The 18,965-nt window shown below is 44.2% G+C and carries 13 protein-coding genes; 5 read left to right on the top strand and 8 right to left on the bottom strand.

The window, feature by feature from the left end; all coding sequences use genetic code 11:
• Position 1 precedes the first annotated feature (1 nt).
• The 5 genes from AC5EF3_RS14120 to AC5EF3_RS14100 all read right to left on the bottom strand — a co-directional run bounded on the left by AC5EF3_RS14120 (position 2) and on the right by AC5EF3_RS14100 (position 3,812).
• The gene (locus AC5EF3_RS14120) at positions 2-721 is read right to left on the bottom strand and encodes a glycosyltransferase family 2 protein (RefSeq protein WP_493548506.1); all 720 of its coding nucleotides are present in this window, start codon (positions 719-721) and stop codon (positions 2-4) included.
• 80 nt (positions 722-801) lie between these two features.
• Positions 802-1,755, bottom strand: coding sequence for a UDP-glucuronic acid decarboxylase family protein (locus AC5EF3_RS14115; protein WP_012778260.1), 954 nt, complete (start codon positions 1,753-1,755; stop codon positions 802-804).
• 141 nt (positions 1,756-1,896) lie between these two features.
• Complete coding sequence (locus AC5EF3_RS14110) at positions 1,897-2,337, bottom strand: GtrA family protein (protein WP_493548505.1); 441 nt, start codon at positions 2,335-2,337, stop codon at positions 1,897-1,899.
• A gap of 2 nt (positions 2,338-2,339) precedes the next feature.
• Positions 2,340-3,335, bottom strand: coding sequence for a glycosyltransferase (locus AC5EF3_RS14105; RefSeq protein ID WP_012778258.1), 996 nt, complete (start codon positions 3,333-3,335; stop codon positions 2,340-2,342).
• 60 nt (positions 3,336-3,395) lie between these two features.
• The gene (locus tag AC5EF3_RS14100; RefSeq protein ID WP_493548504.1) at positions 3,396-3,812 is read right to left on the bottom strand and encodes a hypothetical protein; all 417 of its coding nucleotides are present in this window, start codon (positions 3,810-3,812) and stop codon (positions 3,396-3,398) included.
• A gap of 672 nt (positions 3,813-4,484) precedes the next feature.
• On the opposite strand from AC5EF3_RS14100, the gene AC5EF3_RS14095 reads away from it, so the two are divergent.
• Positions 4,485-6,971 carry a TonB-dependent receptor domain-containing protein gene (locus AC5EF3_RS14095; protein ID WP_493548503.1) on the top strand — a complete coding sequence of 829 codons (2,487 nt, stop codon included), beginning with the start codon at positions 4,485-4,487 and terminating at the stop codon, positions 6,969-6,971.
• Positions 6,972-7,096: 125 nt separating this feature from the next.
• Here the strand turns inward: AC5EF3_RS14095 and AC5EF3_RS14090 are convergent, their stop codons facing one another.
• The gene (locus AC5EF3_RS14090; RefSeq protein WP_493548502.1) at positions 7,097-8,620 is read right to left on the bottom strand and encodes a tryptophan halogenase family protein; all 1,524 of its coding nucleotides are present in this window, start codon (positions 8,618-8,620) and stop codon (positions 7,097-7,099) included.
• Between the two features lie 179 nt (positions 8,621-8,799).
• Between AC5EF3_RS14090 and AC5EF3_RS14085 the strand changes: the two genes are divergently transcribed.
• Complete coding sequence (locus AC5EF3_RS14085) at positions 8,800-9,825, top strand: LacI family DNA-binding transcriptional regulator (RefSeq protein ID WP_493548501.1); 1,026 nt, start codon at positions 8,800-8,802, stop codon at positions 9,823-9,825.
• A gap of 13 nt (positions 9,826-9,838) precedes the next feature.
• Here AC5EF3_RS14085 and AC5EF3_RS14080 read toward each other — a convergent pair whose 3' ends face one another.
• Positions 9,839-10,915: a glycoside hydrolase family protein gene (locus AC5EF3_RS14080; protein WP_493548500.1), complete on the bottom strand. Its 1,077-nt coding sequence runs from the start codon at positions 10,913-10,915 to the stop codon at positions 9,839-9,841.
• Positions 10,912-12,174, bottom strand: coding sequence for an MFS transporter (locus AC5EF3_RS14075; protein WP_493548499.1), 1,263 nt, complete (start codon positions 12,172-12,174; stop codon positions 10,912-10,914). Before AC5EF3_RS14075 ends, AC5EF3_RS14080 begins: the two co-directional genes overlap by 4 nt.
• 116 nt (positions 12,175-12,290) lie before the next feature.
• On the opposite strand from AC5EF3_RS14075, the gene AC5EF3_RS14070 reads away from it, so the two are divergent.
• From AC5EF3_RS14070 to AC5EF3_RS14060, 3 genes are all read left to right on the top strand, one after another.
• Positions 12,291-13,184: an ROK family protein gene (locus AC5EF3_RS14070; protein WP_493548498.1), complete on the top strand. Its 894-nt coding sequence runs from the start codon at positions 12,291-12,293 to the stop codon at positions 13,182-13,184.
• 290 nt (positions 13,185-13,474) lie between these two features.
• Positions 13,475-17,641, top strand: a complete 4,167-nt coding sequence (locus AC5EF3_RS14065) for a putative Ig domain-containing protein (RefSeq protein WP_493548497.1) — start codon at positions 13,475-13,477, stop codon at positions 17,639-17,641.
• Positions 17,642-17,772: 131 nt separating this feature from the next.
• Positions 17,773-18,965 (top strand): ATP-binding cassette domain-containing protein (locus AC5EF3_RS14060; protein ID WP_493548496.1); only part of this gene is annotated, 1,193 nt, incomplete at its 3' end.

Raw genomic sequence — 18,965 nt, 5'->3', positions numbered from 1 at the left:
ATCAACTCTTACTCGAATTGTTTGAAAATGATTGCCTCAGACGAAAGCTATAATCTAGTGTTCTTTTAATAAACTTATATTTTCCCGCCCAATTGATGTTCCAACTGGACTCACCATGTTCACGAACAGCAAAATTGACGGGGAACTTACGCACGCGCAATTTTTGTTTTTTTGCACTCGCATAAGCGAACAAATCAATCGAAAAATCACGTGGAGGATTAGACAATGTATCCCAGAATTTTCGAGAAAATAAAGTCGGTTGAGCATTCACATCTGACAGGAAATGGCCAAGTAACAATATTTCGAAAACACTCATTCCCATCGTAAAGACACGATCGGACAATGGCCGGCCATATCGACGCCCTTTTACAAAAAGCTGCTCAGGATGATCGTCTTTTTCAAATAACTTTAGCCCTTCAATCACATCCATTGGATCTGTTTGCATATCTGCATGCGTCCATCCAATAATGTCACCTTTGGCAGCCTGAAGACCTGATAATATACCAAACCCGTAGCCTTGGTTCACCTCCACATCAACAATGCGGATACGGGGAGTGTCAGATGTCAGGGTTTGAAGAAGCTCAGATGTATTATCTGTGGACCCATTATTCACGAGAATAATTTCACCATCAATTTTTTCTATAACTTCCTGACAACGGCTTACCAATTTCGGTAAGCCTTCACCTTCATTATAGCAAGGAATAACCAAAGAAAGTTGCATCGTGGTTCCTCAGCTTTTTACGTTATTTAAATTTCAGGAATATAGATTTGACTTGCTATCCATATCCTCGAGCGCTGCGATCAACTGCTTTTTAAAAGCTCATCAAAGTAGGAAATCGTACTGATTAATCCATCCTCTAATTTGACTTTAGGTTCCCAGTCCAAAAGAGATTTAGCCTTAGAAATATCAGGCTGGCGCTGCATAGGATCATCTTGAGGCAATGGAAGATATATCAATTTAGAAGATGAATTTGTAAGTTTCACAACCAATTCGGCAAGCTGCTTGATCGTAAACTCACCCGGATTACCAATATTGATTGGCCCAGAAACCTCTTTGGGTGTGTCCATAATTCTCAGAAACGCTTCAACAAGGTCATCACGATAGCAAAACGAGCGTGTCTGAAGTCCATCACCATATAAAGTAATGTCCTCGCCTTTAAGCGCTTGCATAATGAAGTTGGAAACAACGCGGCCATCTTCTGGGTTCATGCGAGGACCATATGTATTGAAAATACGTGCGACTTTAATTTCTAAACCATGTTGACGGTGATAGTCGAAAAACAAAGTTTCAGCGCAACGCTTTCCTTCATCATAGCATGACCGGATACCGATAGGGTTCACATTGCCCCAATATTCTTCTTTTTGCGGATGAACATTTGGATCGCCATATACCTCACTTGTCGATGCCTGAAAAATCTTAGCACCAATCCGCTTTGCAAGACCCAGCATATTAATCGCACCATGCACGGATGTCTTCGTGGTTTGCACCGGATCGTGTTGATAATGAATAGGGGAGGCAGGACACGCCAAATTGTAGATTTCATCGACCTCAAGATAGATCGGGAAACAGACATCGTGCCGAATAAATTCAAAACGAGGATTGCCGAATAAATGTTCTATATTGCGTTTGTCACCTGTAAACAAATTGTCCAGACAGATAACTTCATCACCACGTTCTAGAAGTCTATCTATTAAGTGTGAACCAAGAAAACCTGCACCCCCACTCACTAGAACTCGTTTTCTAGCATACTGCATATTATTCCCACCAGTGACATCTAAATACCGTGAACTTGTTAAACCCTATACAGTAACCTTAAATCAGATCAATGCTGTCTCTTCAAATAACATCGTGTATTCAACAAGTTTAAGTCCTGCCCAATTCTATCTATAAGAATTTTATGGTGATTGGGGCGACGTCTTCAATCGAAACGTCCAGCAATTATGTATTATAAAACTGGATATTGGGTAGTAAACTGAACTCGCCAACAGAATAAGATTTGCAGCTAAATGAGTCTGTTTTAGCAATACAATCAAGCCGTATTGAGTCAGCATTATTAGTATTGTTGCGATGACAAATCGGAAACCAGATTTTTTGTGCTGACCCTTAACTTCAAATGTAAATATTTTATGCCCAAGATAGGACGTCACCAAGCTTAGGAATAAAGCCAAAGCATGTGATAAATCCAGCGACAAACCAAATTCATGAAACCCTATTGCTAAGCCTAAATAGAGGAGTGTATTCACCCCTCCAACAAGAACAAAGCGAATCAATTTCTTCGCTTGGTCTGCATTCAGCCCAAACTTTTCCAATGGAAGTTTTTCAAGAATATCACTCACGTCTAATTTGCTTTTTCACTAAGCGTAATTGTTTCAACTTTGCCAATAAGCTCAACCATCAGCTGACTTGGTAATGCTGTTGCCTGACTTCTCGTTGTTAGAAGGTTCAGTATCATCAACAATCCGATAAATAGTGAGCTGACTAGAATGTTGACGAGGGCGAGAATAATATTCGTCGCATAACCTGGTAGAAATAGACCTGGGATATTGTAATAATCGACTGCAAACTTAGCTGCGATTACTGCCAATATTCCAAAAGAAAATAGAACAAACATACCCGTCAAAGCTATGATAAGACGGCTAATAACAATATCACTGAAAACAGCAATGGCACTGAGACCATGCACCATCAATGATGTCACATTCATACGCGATTCCCCAAAATACCGCGTTCCACGATCTGTTTCGACAAACTCGATGGGGACGCGACTTCTCAAAATTGTCGCGGCAAAATTATTCCAGATGTTCGAATTATAAATGACATTATCAATTTTCGACTGCGGAATGAATGAAAAATTCCCAAACGAGATATCTTTCCCAGTCAACAAAGAAAACAAGAGCTTATAAACCCAATACCCCGCTCTAAATTGCGTCCCTTCTGAACGTTTACGTCTACGAGCAACGATAATAGAATTTGGTTTGTCCGCAGCGCGCTCAACAAGTTGTGCGACTTCTTCGGGACGGTCTTCACCATCACTATCCATAACCAAAACGCTAAATTCACTATAATGTTCTTTGACATACGCCATGCCTAAGGCGATCGCCCGTTGATGGCTTTGGTTTGCTCTAAGGTGAGCAACAACGATTTCCTTAATGGGACCAACTAAACGTTCAGGGTTTGGCCGCTCATAGGCACTGGATCCATCATCCACAGCCAGAATCCGAATATCGTGCGGCGCCAACTCAGGCTGTGCACTAATATCTTCAATCAGTTTATCAAGAGATTCCCAATCATCCAGTACAGGTGTGACGATAAAGAATTTTTGTGGCTTCTGCATTCAAATAACTCTCTTGAAAATATAGATGATTAAACGATCAAAGGATGCTCTATCGCAGCTTTATTCAGCGGACTTTGTGGCGCGGTTGCAACTCACATCGACAACCTGTTCAGTATTATCAAATGGGCGGGTGAGGCGATCCGTAATCTCTCCCATTAAATTCCGTTTGCGCGGAAGAAGAAGACGCCTATAGCCATTCATAAAATTAGCCAGTGATTTACCGCGCTCCGTCAGAACAACACACTCACCATCACGCCGTACTGTTCCAGACGCAAATTGCTCAGTTAACCGGACATCTACCAAGCTATATTCGGGCATATATTCTTTTACAAATATATCTTCGAACGCATCAAAAGCCACGTCGCCACCGCGCTGGTTTAATTTCTCAACAATGTAGATAGACAGCGAACGGTCAATAACTGTTGGTCCCATAACAGCGTATAAAGTTAACGCCGAACTTGCCAACAGAAAAGCCATTGAAAATTCTATAGAATTAAGTGTTTGGCGTTTATTTTTATAATACCAATAGGCTATCGGAACGACAATTACAGCCGCTATGATAATGTCTACAATACAAGAATATAAAATGACGCTGACTTCAAAAAACCTGAAGTGAATTATGTTGACCACGAAAAAGACAACTAACATTGCCAGACATATAACAGCGATGTCAGTCCATTTCCTGAGATCAGCTTTAAAATCCATAATGGAACTCCAACATTTTTCTATGTACAACTCAGGAAGAAATTTGTGTTAACAGGTTTTCAATTAAAGACAATATCCAGCTGATATACTTGTTAAATTGCACATAATCTATCTTATGAGATCATAGTCTGCGCCTTAAAAATCAGATGATGTGCCAAATGATTTTTAGCTGCAATTCAGCAAGCTAGAAAGTGAGCACTTATAAGCGCGTCATCATCTTTGGGACGTTCTCCCCCTCCCTGTTAAAGCTGACCCCCCAAACTCCCTTTGACATAACTTTTCCCGTCCCCACGCCTCACAATAACATGTTTCATTTTTGCAACACCAAATACAAACGTTTGTATTTTGTATTGCAAACGTTTGTATTTGTGCGTATGTAGGATCGCAAGAATTAGAGAAGTAACATTCGTTGCTCGAATATAATCATGACGGGGAGTCAAAATTATGAGATCTAGACACTACTTATTTGCGTCAGTTGCAACGCTAGCATTTGCCGCTCCAATGGCAGCACACGCTCAAGACAACGCTGAAGCAGCCACTGAAGATAGGGCTCGCCTAGACACAATCGTCGTGACAGGTACTTTTAGCTCCGCTGGTCAAAACAAAATCGACTCAAGTATTTCTGTCAGCTCTCTAGATCTTGATGAAGTACAAGGCGCTGTTCCTCGCAACACAGCTGAAGTTCTAAGACAGCTCCCTGGTATTCGTACTGAAAGCTCTTCAGGTGGTGGTAACTCAAACATCAACGTTCGCGGTATCCCTATTTCAACAGGTGGTGCAAAATACCTTTCTTTCCAAGAAGATGGGCTTCCTGTCCTGTTGTTTGGTGACAGCAACTTCGCTCCTGCTGATGGTTTCTTCAAAGTAGATGGCACACTGGCGCGCGTTGAATCTGTTCGTGGTGGTACAGCGTCTACACTCACAACCAATGGTGCAGGTGGTATTGTAAACTTCATCGGTAAAACAGGTGAAATTGCAGGCGGAAGCATCGCTCTAAACTACGGCCTAGACCATGATGATTTCCGTATAGATGCGGAATATGGCGGCGACATCTCTGAAGACATGTATTACCACATTGGCGGACACTTCCAGCAAGGTGGAGACTTCCGCGATTCAGGTTATGATGCAATTTCCGGTGGCCAGCTTCGCACTTCACTGACGAAACTATTCGACAACGGTAAGATTACTGTAACTGGTAAATGGTTGAAGAAATCAGATGCAGCCTACTTCCCACAGCTCGTATCTCGTACAGATGATGGCAACGGGAATGGAACGGTTGGCACAAGCCTAGGCAGCTTCGATGCAGCTGATCATTCAATTTATTCAAACTACACACGCTTTGGACAAGGTGTTGATGGTCAAGGCAATTTAGACAATTACGATCTTGCTGACGGTTTGAACCACGAAGTAAAATCGATTGCAGCACACGCAAACTTTGATCTGGGCGACGGTTTCACATTCGACAACAAAGCCAGATACCAAATTATCTCCGGTGAATTCCTTGGTGGCTTCTCAAACGGCGTCACACTTGCCGAAGATATTCCGGGCTCAACATACTATAATGGACCTAACGCTGGCGAAGCTGTGACAGCGGCCAACCTGCCAAACGGTGTCGTATCAAACGTTGCAATCTTCAATGTTGACCTAGAAGACTTGAACAATTTTGCAAACGACATGCGTTTGACAAAAACCATAGACTTCAATGGCGGCACTTTAGATGTTGTTCTTGGTCACTTCTTCATGAGCCAATCATTCAAACAAGACTGGCACTGGAGCGAAATTCGCACGACAACAGAAAATGACGCCGTTCTTATTTCAACACCAGGTTCCGTCAACGGTATCCACGGTGTGAACCAAGCATTTGGCTGGGATGGGTCTAACAGAAATTACGATCTTGAAGCTGAAGTTAGCTCACCATTCATTGGTATCAACTACGCAACTGGCCCACTGACATTTGATGCAAGTGTGCGTATGGATAACATGAAACAAAATGGTATCCGGACAGAGGCAGCTGGTGGCGACTTTGACGTCAACAATGACGGTGTCATCACAGGCTCAGAAGCATCTGTTTCACTTAACAATGGCACAATAGGCGCAATTGCAAACCTTGAAGTGGATCACACAGCTTGGTCTGTTGGTGCAAACTACCTCATCACTGATAATGTATCCATATTTGGTCGCGCTTCTAGCGGTGCATCATTCAACTTTGACCGCGCACTCGACTTTGGTGTGCGTGATGCAGGCGGCGCACTCAACGATGGTGGCGATGATGCATATGTTGATGTAGTCGACCAATATGAAATTGGTACAAAATGGCAAGATCTAAACATCGCATCAGGTAGTGCAGACCTTTATGCAACTGTATTCTTCTCAGAGACTGAAGAATCCAACCTCACAATCACACCTCCATCAGGCCGTGTACGTGAATATGAAGCGATGGGTCTTGAACTTGAAGGTCGCTACAATGTTGGAAACTTCGACCTATTTGCAACGATGACATACACTGATGCAGAGATTACATCAGCCTCTAACATTGCAAATGACGGGTCACTCGTGGCTGACACAGCTCTAACAGGTAACAAACCTCAACGTCAGGCGGATGTGATCTGGGCGATTAGTCCAAGCTACTCATTCGACCGTTTCCGCATTGGCGCAAGCTGGGTTGGAACAACAGACAGTTACGCAAATGACTCCAACACGCTCACACAAGATGGCTACTCCGTATTCAACTTGAATGCAGCGTTCAGCTTAACAGACTCACTAGAGCTTGGCCTAAACATCAACAACCTCACTGACGAAGCAGGTATCACGGAATCAGCAAATGATGGCCGTGATGGTTGGGATACAAATGGTGACGGGCTGCTTGATACAACAATCGGACGTTCAATTCAGGGCAGAACGGCATCTGCAAGCCTGCGTTATACATTCTAAGGCTTTTCCCTCCCGGGTCCGCTTCAATTGTCCCCAGGGTCCGGAATTTACTAAACCCCAATCACGCTTGTGATTGGGGTATTTTTTCGCAATATGAATTGAAAAAAGTTTGGAAGAAGAGACCTCTAGTAAAAATCTAGGTTAGCCTGCGTATCCCTTAAAACAAATTGGCGCAATCGCTCTCGTCGCACGGCAAGAGCATCAAGCATTTGTTGAATGTCATTGTTTAATGGCTGAACGCAATCATGTCCTGACCACCCCATTCCATACAAAACAAACTGATAATTGTTTTCTGAAAAGCACTGAATCCGGCGATCAAAATCATACACGCTAGGCACACTGTTTTGCCATTGATGCAGCTTTTGTTTAAGTGTTTCAGGGACTGTTTGCGGCCCCCTATTTTCCGTCCAAAAATCACTGTCATCACGATTGGACAAACAATAGTGCAGCTTTAAAAAATCGACGATGTTTTCATAGTGAAGTCTCATGGCTTCATTATAGCGCTCTTGCGGTTGCGCCCCCGAAAAGAAACGCGGCAACATATCAAGAAGCGCCCAATTGGCCATTTCAATCAGATAAATACCTGTGGATTCAAGAGGTTCTAAAAAACCGCTCGATAAACCCACAGCCACACAATTTTTTCGCCATTGGTGTGCGTGATACCCAGTCTTCATATCAAGAAACCGCACATCTAGGTCTTCTATAGGCTTGCCCGTGTAGTTTGCTAAACATTGGACCGCATCTTCATCATTCATATGCCGCGTACTAAAGACGTGTCCTATACCGCGCCGAGTTTGCAAGGCGATATCCCATATCCAACCAGCTGTTTGCGCAGTGCATTTGGTATATCCAGTAATGTCGCGTTTATCCTCGACCGGAATACGCGTTGTCACAGCGCGATTGACGAACAAGATTGATGATTTATCGATAAACTCATTCTCTTGATCAGCATTTATAAGGCGCGCCGCAAAACCAGTACAATCAATAAAGAAATCGCCTTCAATGCTTCGTCCATCATCAAGCTGCACTGACGAAAAATTTCCATTTTCAGAGGATGAGGCACCCACGACTTTTCCGATAATTTGCTTGACGCTAACGTCCCTGAATTTTGCTTTTAAAAACTCAACCAACTTTCCTGCATCAAGATGGTATGCATAAGCCAACGCCCCATCATAAGCGCGATCGTTGGAATGCTTAGGTGCTCTGCCTAATTTTGCAATTTCCGGCTGAACCGAAAACAGATCAGCGAAACCCTCTCTCTGATCCTTTCCAAGTTTTGACCATTGATGAGCAGGATTGTGGCCCTCAACTGACACAAGCTCACCAAAAGGATGAAAGTAACTTTCCGCAGGCGCTTTGGCCGGCGTTTCCCGCCATTGGATAAACTCAATACCATGCTTAAAAGTCGCATCGCACGCTTTTAGAAATTCGCGCTCGTCTATGCCACATGCACTAAGGGTTTGCCTAAGTGAGGGAATGGTCGCCTCACCCACGCCTATTGTTGCAATATCGGACGCTTCAACCAATGTAATGTTTACATTTTTTTGAAATCGATTCTTTAACTGGCTCGATAGAAACGCAGCCGAAAGCCACCCCGCTGTGCCCCCACCCACGATGACAATATGATGAGAATTATTGTCTTGTTTCATATCTTCATCCAATCGTTTGCATTGATAAAAAGGTATGGTATTTGTGAAATCTCGGCAACAGTCATTGCACGTTATTATGCTTTTAATAATGTGAGCCAATGGAGTTTAGTCTAAACAAATGACTGGATTTTACCTTATTTAAAATTTAGTCAAAACGGGCCGTATTGGAGTCTACAAGAATGCCAAAATCTGGAAAACGCGCCACTATGGTAGATCTTGCTAAGATGGCAGAGGTAGATATTTCAACCGTATCTCGCGCACTAAATGGTAGCTCGGTCGTTAAAGAAAACACGAGAGAACGTATCTTAAAAATAGCGGATGAAATTGGCTATGTTGTCAATGCATCAGCGCGCAATCTCAGAAAACAATCTAGTCGCGCGATCGGGATAGTCATCCCGCTTTCTCCTGAATCTGGGCAAACCATTTCCGATCCGTTTTTCCTCGAAATGGTGGGGGCAGTATCTCACGCTGCTTCAAAGCGCGGTTTTGATCTTATCGTTAGCGTTCCTCAAGAAGAAACGAAAGTCTCCGAGCAGCGCTTATTGCAAACTGGGCGAGCCGATGGATTGATCATCATTGGTCAAGCGGGACGCGATGAACGCCTTAAGAACCTTGGCAATGAAGCCAAAAATATAGTCGTCTGGGGTGGATCGACAGAAAACCAAACATACACATTGGTTGGTAGTGACAATATTGAAGGCGGCCGCACAGCGGCAGAACACCTCCTAAATCTTGGCCGCAAGCGCATCCTATTTCTAGGAGATCGTAGTTTGCCAGAGGTGGAATTAAGGTATCAAGGGCTTGTCAAAGCCCATTCGCAAAAAGGTATGGAACATGCCCCTGAATTAATCTTAGAATTGGACTTTTCTGGGCTTACAGCATTTGAAAAACTTATTAGTTTTCATAAAGGCGGAGCCAATTTTGATGCTGTTTTTGCAGCATCAGATGTGCTGGCAATTGCCGCCATTCATGCTTTAAGAGCTTGTGATTTGTCCGTACCAGATGATGTGTCTGTCGTCGGCTATGATGACATTGGACAAGCTAAAATCCTGACACCATCTCTCACCACAATCAATCAAAACATTAGCTTAGGTGGCGAGTTGCTTGTGGACCTATTGCTGAAGAAGGTCGCAGGAGAAAAAGTTGAATCCGCTGTGACGCCCACAAAACTTATCGTCAGAGAATCGTGTGGTGGACTAAAATAGTCCACCAACCAGATTATTTCAGTGGTATTTCGATAATCGGCCCAAAAGAAAGCTGAACATCGTCATTTGCCATTTCGGTGTAAGGCGCAATAAAATTCACCGAATGCCTATCTGCATTATATTGTGTGACACTACCACCGAACAAAAACTCACACCCCGGAACCAAACTGCCGTCGGTTGAATATGATCTCCACGGGCCGTTTAAATCCTCTGATATATAAAAGCGTTGCACCTTTGTTATTTCATCAACTGGTTGGCCCTCATACCTGCTGTCACACGCTGAGATAACCAGAAGATAACTACCGGTATCACCTAACGGATATACTTTAGGTACTTCTGCCTGCGTGACCAATTCAGAATCCGGCAGGCACACAGGTGGGAATAATGTTTTAACCTGAAAACCATTGTCGCGCTCTTCTAAAGTCGCGCGCGCGATCGCTGGACGGTCGGGGCCAACTTTTGCTGACCAATATAAATGTATAACGCCCTCACCATCTTGAATGGCGAATGGGTCGCGCCAAGCCAAAATTGGTCCGCCCTCTTCTCCCAGTCCATCGCCCAAAGTTGGCTTGGGACCTAAATAATATCCGGCAGTGATAATCTCATCATATTGAAAAAGCGATGAGGATATTGATGTGCTCTGAATCTTGATCTCATCATCAATAGAATCAGCACTTCCAACACATATTGACTGAACAAAAGGACGATTATCGGCACATTCCATTATACCTGTGAAGCCATATAAGACACGGCCATCACCCAGCTGTGTCACAGAACCACTCCACACATTTCTGGAATCACTTCTATCTTCAAGCTGAGACGGTGTTTGCACCGAGCCAAAGTCTGTCCAAGTTGCACCATTATCTTCACTCGCAAAGCGGCGCACATGAAACCGATGATTATTACGGTGTTCTGGCAAAATAGCTTCGCCGCGAACATCTATTCTTGGCATAGCAAGACAATATAGATTCAACTGCTTACCTATCTGGCAAGTCCATGAATCCCATAGCCACAAATCTGGATGTTTAATCCCATTTTCAAAGGTCATCGCAGCAGGTGGCGTCGTAATATCTTTTAATTGTGCATTCATGTCGCCACTCCTTCTGTGCCATACTCTGTTTCATTTGCTTCGAAGAGCGCGCGTTCGGCTGGGTGATACTTCCAATTATACAAAGCAAGCAGGAATAAAACGCCTGTAAAACCAGTCGCAAGTAGGAACCCAATTCGCATGTCTCCTCCACCGAATTGATCACTCACGAAAGCCATCAAGATCGGGCCAATAGCGGCAGAAGCAGCGGTAAAGAACAATATCAAACCGGCAACTGCACCATGGTCTGTTTTGGGAAAGCAGCTAATGCCTTTGGAATTCAAAGTTGGGTAAATCATCGACATGAATAAGCCCGACAATGGCAGGAGATAAACAGCAGCATTTTTGCCGATTATTGCACTACCTAGAAAACATCCAAAAATTATGACTGAAAAACAAAGTATTACTGGCTTCCAGTCAAAATGCTGCAGAATCCACGCCCCTAAAAAACGACCTGCGGCGCGAAGTACAAAGAAAATCATGACCGCATAGGCCGCAAACCACATAGCCGGCTTACTACCTTCAAACCCAACCAAAAATGTCGGCAACCACACAAATATCGCAACTTCCGCAGCCACATACATTGCAATTCCAAAAGAGAATCCAAGCGCATATTTGTTTTTCAACAAAGAGAGCGTGTGCCCCAGGGTAGCTTTATTTTTATCTGCAATTTCATAGTCTGGGTATTTGGTGAACAATGCTGCAAGCATCATGACAACACACAATCCCGCAGCGATTAAATATAGCCATGTCCATGATAATCCTGCTGATGTAAGCGCCACGACCAACATCGGTCCGATGATTGCTCCAACACCGAAAAAACCCTCAACAGCGTTCATCTTAGCAGTGTGATGTTCCGTCGAAGACGCGATATCACCAATTAAAGCAAGTGCTGCTGTTTTAAACAGCCCGATTGCTAAGCCAGATACAAAGAGAAGGGCAAAATAGAGATAAAACGACTCCCCCATCATAAACATAGCGCTAGCAAAAGCATATACGCCCAGTCCTATTAGGATAGCATTTTTACGGCCAATCCGATCCGCAACAAAGCCGAGTCCGACGCCGCTCAGAGCGATCGCTATCATAGTTGACCAGTGAAATGCGCTAGCCTGTGTGTTTGTGAGCCCCATATCATCTTTAGCGATTTTTATGATTTCGCCTACAGCATCTGTCGTCATGGCAAACATGAAGAACATCGCATAGGTCAAAGCTGATATTAACGTATGGGATGCTGACTTATCTTGTGTGTTGTTATTTAACATTTTTATCTCCCGCTAACTTTACGCTACACCAAAATACAAACGATTGCAATATATCTTTACAAACGATTGTATTTTGAGCTATGATAGCTGGAACAACCGGATAAGGGGCTCTCAAAATGTCGAATTCAAATAATAAAATATACGCTGGAATTGATGCAGGCGGCACGACTTTCAAATGCGTTATTGCGACAGCTGACGCTCAGATCCTTTACTCGCAGCGTTTCCCAACAACTCAGCCAGAAGAAACCATACGGTCATGTGTTGGCTTTTTCAAAGACATGCAGCAAATGCATGACCTTGAATTTGAAGGTTTAGGTATTGCTACCTTTGGTCCTTTGGATATTGATGAGGCGAGTGACACTTATGGCTCCATCCTCAACACACCCAAACCTTATTGGAGCAATGTGAACCTGAAGAAAGAGTTTGAAGAAAAACTCGGCCTGAAAACTATAGTCAACACTGATGTAAATTCTGCAATTGCTGCTGAGCTATGGTGGGGAGCAGCGCAAAATTGTCGCCGCGCGGCCTATGTAACTATTGGCACAGGTATTGGTGTTGGATTAGTCCAAGATGGTATATTCATGGGAAGTCCCCTTCACCCAGAAATGGGGCATATCCGAGTTCAACGCCACATCGATGATCAAGACTATAAAGGCTATTGCCGCTTCCATAATGATTGCCTCGAAGGGCTTGCATGTGCTCCCGCTTTCGAGGAACGCTACGGATCTGCGAAAGAGCTTCCTACAAATCATAAAGGTTGGGATATTGAAGCTTACTATCTTGCTCAGATATGCCTCAATCTAACGCTAACTTTCCGCCCAGAGCGCATTGTTCTTGGGGGTGGTTTAATGTTGGCTGCTCAATTCTTACCCAAAATTCAAAAGCAATATGAAGCACTCCTTGGCGATTATTTGCGCGGCAACGTTCCTCAAGCTTCACACCTCATTCGAACCCCTTTATTAGGTGATAATGCAGGCATGCTCGGTGCTATAGCCATACAATTGGAATAAAATGCCAAGCAAACCAAATTCAGACACAAAATAGGCCCTCGGAAATATATAGAAATGTCGTCTTTATAAGCTTAACCACCCACACTAGGTCATCCATGAATGCGTCACAAGACCATAAGAAAATCTAGGTTTTTGCGTAGCTTATCACTCATTTTACGATTTTTCGCTGAAGGGCGAATAGGATAACGCTTGCTCATACGAGCCACGCGGCCAAACCCCTTATTACTAGCAATGTGGCGCATTTTTTGCATCCCAAAAACACAGTCTTTTTGCAAGTTGGGGATAATCAATTGAGCAGTCAACAAAACGCCGATCTACCTTTTTTTACCGCGGACCAGATAGCACTTCAGCTCACGGATGGTTATTGGGATAATACGAACCGATCTGCTCGATCATTTGACATAGCTGTTGGCGGCTCAATATCTGTCAACATTTCCAATTTAACTACTGCTGGCCAATCACTTGCTTATGATGCACTCCAAACTTGGAGTGCAGTGACAGGACTTACATTTATTCAAACAACCGAACCAGCTCACATCGTGTTCGATGATGAATATTCCGGTGCCTACGCACAGACGTATACAACCGGTTCCAACATGGACTTCGCATTTATCAATATTGGAACATCATGGATTGATTATTACGGTTACTCTTTGGATTCCTATAGCTTTCAAACGTATATCCATGAAATCGGTCACGCTCTCGGACTAGGCCATGCGGGTAATTACAATGGGGCTGCCGACTACGGCGAGGACAACCATTACACAAATGACTCATGGCAAGCGACGATTATGTCGTACTTTTCTCAAACAGAAAACACCACTATCGATGCTGATTATGCATATATTATGACACCAATGGTAGCGGATGTTGTCGCAATTAGAAATCTCTATGGCACGACATCCCAGAATCTTATTGGTGACACTGTATACGGTCAGGGCTCAAATGCTGGCAGTATATATGATCATTTCGTTACAAGTAGCAATGCAACCAGCGTTACCATCGTGGATGATGGCGGCATTGATACAATCAACTTTTTTAGCTACTCCAGCACGCATAATATCGACCTTCGCGAAGAAGGTATCTCCGATGTGGGCGGCTTAAAAGGAAATCTAAGTATTTCCCGTGGCTCTATTATTGAAAATGCCACAACAGGATCAGGTGACGATTCCATTATTGGGAACCAAGTGGACAATATTTTAACCGGGAACGGTGGAGACGACTACTTAGACGGTGGTGCTGGTGAAGATACAGCTGTTTTCTCTGGCAACAGAGCCGATTACTCCATCGTTTTTAACGCGGCTGAAAATGCCTACATTGTTTCTCACATATCTGGCGTGAGCAATGATGGTACTGATACCTTAGTAAATATTGAGTTTGCTCAATTTGCAGATGAACTTGTGAATTTGCAAGAACTTGATCGCAATCTTCTAATCAACGGGTCTTTTGAAAATCCTGAACATGAGGCAGGAACATACAATTTCCACACCTCAATTGAAGGCTGGACTGCCGTTGATGGTGGTGAGATTGAAATCTGGAATGACCTTCTCGGCTTTAAAGCGACCGATGGTGAGCAACACCTCGAACTAGATGTGGGCGATGCAGTTGATGGTCTCTATCAGGATGTGCAGACACAAATCGGGCAGTCTTATGAACTCAGTTTTGATGCACGCCTGAGAAACGACAAAACAACAGAAAACCAGACGATACAAATTCTATGGAATGACGAAATCATCGCCACTTTCCGTCCAGAAGAAGACTGGTCACAATATACCTTCAACGTCATCGGTACAGGTGGAGAAGATCGTTTAACCGTTCAGGAACTGGCCTCTGAAACAGGTGGATCAGCTGGTACGCGTGGTTCCCTACTAGATAATTTTAGCCTCATCGCAACAGGTGAACCAAACACACCGCCCGTGGCCAATGATGACATACATACTGGTACATTTGACGAGAACCTTCCTGGCGAATTTGATATCACTCAATTGCTATCGAATGATACAGATGCAGATGGTGACAACTTAAGCATTATAGGCATTGTTCCGACACCAGATATTGGTTCGGACAATATTTACTACACCGAAAGTGGTGCTCAAATTACCTATTTAGAGAATGATGGTTCAATCCACTATTCGGCAAATGGGGCATTTGGACACCTTTCCGAAGGTGAGACTGTTACTGAGACATTTAGCTATATTGTATCTGATGGCAATGGCGGCACCGACACGGCCAGCGTGTCCTTTACTGTCGTAGGGACGAACCAAGGCCCCATTGTCTCCAACCCGATTGTGGATCAAGACGCGACCGAAAATGAAGCCTTCAGTTTCACGCTACCTGAAGACACATTCTACGACAGAGACCAACTGGACACACTTGAGCTAACTGCCAAGCTTGAAGATGGCTCTAACCTACCTGCTTGGCTCTCATTTATTGGCACCACCTTCATAGGGACACCGCCAGACGGCTCTGAAGGCACGCTCAACATACGCATCACCGCTAATGATGGGAGCGAAACCGTCTCTGATGTGTTTGAGCTCAATATTGCTGATGATGACGTGCCACCTCCACCTGCTGGCAATCTTCTAATCAACGGGTCTTTTGAAAATCCTGAACATGAGGCAGGAACATACAATTTCCACACCTCAATTGAAGGCTGGACTGCCATTGATGGTGGTGAGATTGAAATCTGGAATGACCTTCTCGGCTTTAAAGCGACCGATGGTGAGCAACACCTCGAACTAGATGTGGGCGATGCAGTTGATGGTCTCTACCAGGATGTGCAGACACAAATCGGGCAGTCTTATGAACTCAGTTTTGATGCACGCCTGAGAAACGACAAAACAACAGAAAACCAGACGATACAAATTCTATGGAATGACGAGATCATCGCCACTTTCCGTCCTGAAGAAGACTGGTCACAATATACCTTCAACGTCATCGGCACAGGTGGAGAAGATCGTTTAACCGTTCAGGAACTGGCCTCTGAAACAGGTGGATCAGCTGGTACGCGTGGTTCCCTACTAGATAATTTTAGCCTCATCGCAACAGGTGAACCAAACACACCGCCCGTGGCCAATGATGACACGTTACCATCAAATATTGATGAAGACACTGCCGGATTTGGATGGGGGCACGCCCTGTTACTTGCAAACGACACGGATGCTGATGAAGACGCACTTACCATCATTGCTGTTGATGAATACAGCGCTATGGGTTCGCATGTAGATTTAGAATCAAGCAATGGATACATCACTGTTACTAACACTTCAGCATACCAATATCTTGCGGTTGGTGAAACTGTTTCTGACAGCTTCTCTTACACTATTTCAGATGGGAATGGTGGAACAAGCACTGCGACTGCGACGTTCACAATCACTGGTGCAAATGATACCCCTATTGTGTCCAACCCGATTGTGGATCAGGACGCCACTGAGAATGAAGCCTTCAGCTTCACACTGCCGGCTGATGCCTTCTCTGATGTAGATGCAACTGACACATTAGAATTCACTGCCACGCTTGAAGATGGCTCTGATCTACCTGCTTGGCTCTCATTTGATGGCACTGTATTTACTGGCATACCACCTGAAGGCTCTGAAGGCACGCTCAACATCCGCGTCACCGCTAATGATGGGAGCGAAACCGTCTCTGATGTGTTTGAGCTCAATATTGCTGATGATGAAGTGCCACCTCCCGCCTCCGCCACCCGCATTCTCTTTGATGATGCATTTGCAGATGGTGTCAGTGCGTGGAAAGAAGGTAGCGCGGCAACACCAACTGTTGAAAACGGTGAAATTGATGTTGTCGGTGGATCATGGTCGCAAGCTGGATTCCGTATCTCTGGCGGACAAGCTATTGATGCAGATAATGCTATTCTAGAACTACGCATCTTCAAAGAAGCCGGCAGCGCAGGTTACCTCCGTCTACGGGACACAAACGGAAAACAGAAAACACTTGATGCTAATAATAGTGAATTCTGGAGCCTGGATGGGGAAACCGGTCAATCTGGCACAAACTCAATTGAAACAGGCACATGGTACACCCTCCGCATTGATCTAGATGGCATTGGTATTTCAAACCTAGCCAACTTCGCAATCATGGGGGACGGCAATGGAAACGATGCCTACACTCTCGATGATGCTGCCATTTTCAATGCAGAATATGGCCTGACGGGCATATCAGAATCTGCAGACTGGGCATTTGATGACACAGATGAATTCATGATGGAGATCACTGCTCCAGACATAATGGAAACACTTGCATTCGCTATGCAACCTGTTGATTTATCAGTAAATATTTCTGACATAATGGCTCCTACTCAAACAGATACCGAAAATACAATGCTAAGCGAGAAGTTAGATACTTCTGTAGCACTAAGCTTCGCTGATGTCCTTGGCGGGATAGATGAAAACGGTAATCTCATTGACCCTATCATTCTTCAGGATGACTTAATTTTCTAAGCCAATCTCAATACCAAACCTGTTAGCCGTCGACAATTTCAGATGGCTAACAGGTTATAATTTCCGATCGAGTTTCTGGCATAAAAAGTGCTTCATTCTTCTCAACCTATTGGGGATTTATGGGAATGGACATGTCAGAAACAGATCAAACATCAACGACTCAACTAGACTTGATGAAACCGGTGAAAAAGCATTTCAGACTCGTCGCTCTGTTCTCCGCTTTTTACAATATGCTCTTTCTCGCCCCTTCCCTTTATATGCTTCAAGTCTACGATCGTGTACTAACCACGGGCGGTATAAACACACTTGTATTCTTGAGTTTGATTTTAGTTGTGTCTCTAGGTGTCCTTGCGATCTTAGACCGCATTAGAAACGCTATTTTGATCCGAGCTTCCATCGAACTAGACCGTAAATGGGCAAAATCGGTCATTAGATCCACTATGCGGCACGGCGCATCAGCGGCAACCCAAAATGCCCTAAGGGACTTTGATCAAATCCGCCAAACGATCACCGGACCATCTATCACAGCTCTTTGTGATGCCCCTTGGACACCTTTATATATTTTCGTCTGTTTTATCATTCACCCTATCTTGGGCGGCGTCGCACTAGCAGGTGTTAGCTTCTTGATATTACTAGCGTATATCAACAATATGGCATCGGCCCAAGCCACAAAACAAGCTCTTAGTGACCAAACATCACACTATAACAATCAAACTGCGCTCAATGGTGCTTCGGATATAATCAACACGCTTGGCATGATGGAACCCCTCACCCGCTTGCGCAGTGAAGAGCGTGTAGGATTTGTAGATGGGCATGCAAAAGTTAGTCTCACGACCGGGCGGATTACTGCACTGACTAAATTTGTACGTTTAGCGCTGCAATCTACAGCAATCGGACTTGGTGGTTATCTTGCTGTTCAAGGGCTCATGTCCCCCGGATCCATTGTTGCAGCATCTATTATCATGTCTCGATCCTTGAGCCCTGTGGAACAACTCATTCAAGCATGGCGGCCGCTAACCACAGCGAGAAAATCTCTTTCGACTGTTCTCACGGCATTAGCGGAAAGCACACAAGCAAACCGTGAACGCTTGGCTTTGCCTGCCCCAAACGGCAAACTATCAGTGCAAAAATTAAGCTATAAAATCGGTGAACAAGCCATTTTAAACGACATCTCGTTTGAGATAGAAGCTGGACAAACACTTGGAATTATTGGCCCCTCAGGTGCGGGGAAAACCACACTAGCTCGTATTCTCGCAGGTGCAGTTGCGCCCAGTGATGGCGAGATCAGCCTTGATAATGTGCGCTATTCAGATTGGGGCAATGA

It is taken from the genome of Hirschia sp. (assembly GCF_058892565.1).
Note: the sequence above shows the minus strand (reverse complement) of the source record. Positions and strands in the feature narration are given on the sequence as shown.

What these genes read in the sequence shown, in the direction of transcription:
- AC5EF3_RS14120 (WP_493548506.1), bottom strand. Translation starts at nt 721, where the DNA reads ATGCAACTTTCTTTGGTTATTCCTTGCTATAATGAAGGTGAAGGCTTA.
- AC5EF3_RS14115 (WP_012778260.1), bottom strand. Translation starts at nt 1,755, where the DNA reads ATGCAGTATGCTAGAAAACGAGTTCTAGTGAGTGGGGGTGCAGGTTTT.
- AC5EF3_RS14105 (WP_012778258.1), bottom strand. Translation starts at nt 3,335, where the DNA reads ATGCAGAAGCCACAAAAATTCTTTATCGTCACACCTGTACTGGATGAT.
- AC5EF3_RS14100 (WP_493548504.1), bottom strand. Translation starts at nt 3,812, where the DNA reads ATGGCTTTTCTGTTGGCAAGTTCGGCGTTAACTTTATACGCTGTTATG.
- AC5EF3_RS14095 (WP_493548503.1), top strand. Translation starts at nt 4,485, where the DNA reads ATGAGATCTAGACACTACTTATTTGCGTCAGTTGCAACGCTAGCATTT.
- AC5EF3_RS14090 (WP_493548502.1), bottom strand. Translation starts at nt 8,620, where the DNA reads ATGAAACAAGACAATAATTCTCATCATATTGTCATCGTGGGTGGGGGC.
- AC5EF3_RS14085 (WP_493548501.1), top strand. Translation starts at nt 8,800, where the DNA reads ATGCCAAAATCTGGAAAACGCGCCACTATGGTAGATCTTGCTAAGATG.
- AC5EF3_RS14080 (WP_493548500.1), bottom strand. Translation starts at nt 10,915, where the DNA reads ATGAATGCACAATTAAAAGATATTACGACGCCACCTGCTGCGATGACC.
- AC5EF3_RS14075 (WP_493548499.1), bottom strand. Translation starts at nt 12,174, where the DNA reads ATGTTAAATAACAACACACAAGATAAGTCAGCATCCCATACGTTAATA.
- AC5EF3_RS14070 (WP_493548498.1), top strand. Translation starts at nt 12,291, where the DNA reads ATGTCGAATTCAAATAATAAAATATACGCTGGAATTGATGCAGGCGGC.